The organism is Streptomyces sp. NPDC096048, assembly GCF_044763415.1.
Classification (GTDB): Bacteria; Actinomycetota; Actinomycetes; order Streptomycetales; family Streptomycetaceae; genus Streptomyces.
This window is the reverse complement of sequence record NZ_JBIWGG010000029.1, coordinates 1-2,722: the sequence shown is the minus strand read 5'-3', so window position 1 is coordinate 2,722 and position 2,722 is coordinate 1. Positions and strand designations below refer to the sequence as shown.

Below are 2,722 nucleotides of genomic sequence, written 5' to 3'. Positions count from 1 at the left end.
CCCCGGCCAGATCCGAACCGTCCACGGCACCCGACGTCACGAACACCAGCCGCGAAGCGGCGAACCGCTCCTCCACCAGCCACGAACGGATCAACCCCAGCGCCCGCACCGCGGCAGCGTGGACAGCATCGGCCACACCGATGTCACCGGCAGATGCACCGGCACCGGCACCGACCAGCACCGTCCCCGGCACCTCATCAGCACCTGCAAGGTCCGCCAGATCCGCGAACGCCACGACCCCGTCACCCGACAGGCTCGCGAGCCCCGCGTCACCGTCCAACAGACCCACCGGACCCAGCCCGGTGACACTGCTCACAGGCCGAGCCGACACCCACTCCACCTGGAACAGGGAGTCGCGGCCGGTGGCGTCGAGCTGCCCGGCTGTCAGCGGGCGTACGGTCAGGGACTCCACCGAGGCGACGGGGGCGCCGGTGGTGTCGGCCAGTTCCAGGGCCATGGTGCCGTCGGCGTCCCGGCTGAGCCGCACGCGCAGGGCGGAAGCGCCAGAGGCATGCAGGCGCACTCCGCCCCAGGAGAACGGAACACCGCCGCGGCCGTCGTCGCCGATGACGAAGGCGTGCAATGCGGCGTCGAAGAGCGCCGGGTGCAGGCCGAAGGCGTCACCGTCGGTCCCGTCCGCCAGAGCGACCTCGGCGAACAGTTCGTCGCCACGCCGCCAGGCGGCACGTAGCCCCTGGAAGGACGGTCCGTAGTGGAATCCGGCTTCGGTGAGCCGCTCGTAGCAGTCACTCACGTCGACCGGCGCGGCGTCCTGCGGGGGCCAGACCGAGGTGTCGAAGACGGTGGGCGCGGCGCTTCCGGGCGCCAGCACTCCGGTGGCGTGGACGGTCCATGGGGCGCCGGTGGCGTTCTCGGCGCGCGCGTGCACGCCGAAGGAGCACCGCCCGTCCTCGTCGGGCGCGCCCACCCTGACCTGTATGTGGATGCCGCTGCGGTCGGGCAGTACCAGCGGGGTGGACAGGGTCAGTTCCTCGACCGCGTCGCAGCCGACCTCGTCGGCGGCCCGGACGGCCAGCTCCAACAGGGCCGTGCCCGGCACCAGTACGGCACCTTGAACGACATGGTCGGCCAGCCACGGATGTGACTGCGTCGACAGCCGACCGGTGAGGACGACGCCGTCCGCACCCTCGGTTCCGGCGAGTTCGACGGCGGCGCCCAGCAGCGGGTGCCCGGCGGCGCCGAGACCGGCGGAGCGCATGTCCCCGGCCCGCGTCAGTGCGCCGGCCGGCCAGTAGCGCTGGTGCTGGAAGGCGTAGGTCGGCAGGTCGACGGCACGGGCGCCGGTGCCGTCGAGGACGGCGGCCCAGTCGACGCCCAGACCGGTGACGTGCAGCTGTCCGAGGGCGGTCAGTGCGGTGCTCTCCTCGTCACGGTCCTTGCGCAGCAGCGGGACCAGGACCGCGTCCTCACCCGCACGCTCACGCGCCGTCCCGCAGAGCACACCGTCCGGACCCAGCTCCACGAACCGCGAGACACCCTGCTCCACCAGAGCCCGCACACCGTCGTCGAAACGGACCGCCTCACGCACATGACGCACCCAGTACTCGGGGTCCTGCACCTGTCCCGGTTCCGCCAGAGCACCGCTCACGTTGGAGATGACGGGGATTCGTGGGCGCTCGTAGGACAGCGACTCCACGACCTGGCGGAAGGTGCTGAGCATCGGCTCCATCAAGGGTGAGTGGAACGCGTGCGAAACCCGCAGCCGGCTCACCCGCCGTCCCCGCTCCCGGAACACCTCGGCCACCGCCCCAACGGCCTCCTCGACACCGGAAACGACCACCGACGACGGGCCGTTCACCGCAGCGACCGACACACCCGCGAGGGCCTCCAGGTGCTCAGACACCTCCGCCTCGGTGGCCTCCACCGCCACCATCGCACCCCCGGCCGGCAGCGCCTGCATCAGCCAGCCACGCGCCGCCACCAGAGCACAGGCATCCTCCAGCGAGAACACCCCGGCCACATGCGCCGCCGCCACCTCACCGATCGAATGCCCCGCCACGAACTCCGGCCGCACACCCCACGACGTCAGGAGCCGGTACAGAGCCACCTCGACGGCGAACAGACCCGCCTGCGCATACGCAGTGCCGTCGAGGACGGACTCGTCCTCACCCCACACCACCTCACGCAGCGAACACCCCAAGTGCCCGTCCAAAACCGCACACACGGCGTCGAACGCCTCCGCGAACACCGGGAAACGCGCATACAGCTCACGCCCCATACCCAGCCGCTGCGAACCCTGCCCCGAGAACAGGAACGCGGTGCGCCCCGTGCCGGCGGCCACACCCTCGACGACCCCGGCGTTCGGCAGGTCCGCCTCCAGCGCCGCGAGCGCCGCGTCACGGTCCTCGGCCAGCACCACCGCACGGTGATCGAAACGGGAACGCTGCGTGGCCAGGGAGAACGCCACGTCCAGCGCATCCGCCGACCCGGCCGCCAGGAACTCCCGCAGCCGTCCCGCCTGCGCCCGCAATGCCTCCGCCGACCGCCCGGACAGCACCAGCGGCACCACACCCGGGGCCAAGGAAGCGACGCCCTCACCGCCGGACTCCGCCTCGGTGACCGGTTCGGGCTGTTCCAGGACGAGATGCGCGTTGGTACCGCTGATTCCGAACGAGGACACACCCGCCCGACGCACACGCTCCCCGCCCGGCCACTCCCGCACCCCGGTCAGCAGCTCCACCGCACCCGCAGACCAGTCCAC

General features: G+C 71.9%; 1 protein-coding gene. It reads right to left on the bottom strand.

All coding sequences use genetic code 11. The annotated features are described in order from the left end of the window. Nucleotides 1-2,722: acyltransferase domain-containing protein (locus ACIQ6R_RS37020; protein ID WP_404226439.1), on the bottom strand; the 2,722-nt coding region annotated here is incomplete at both ends.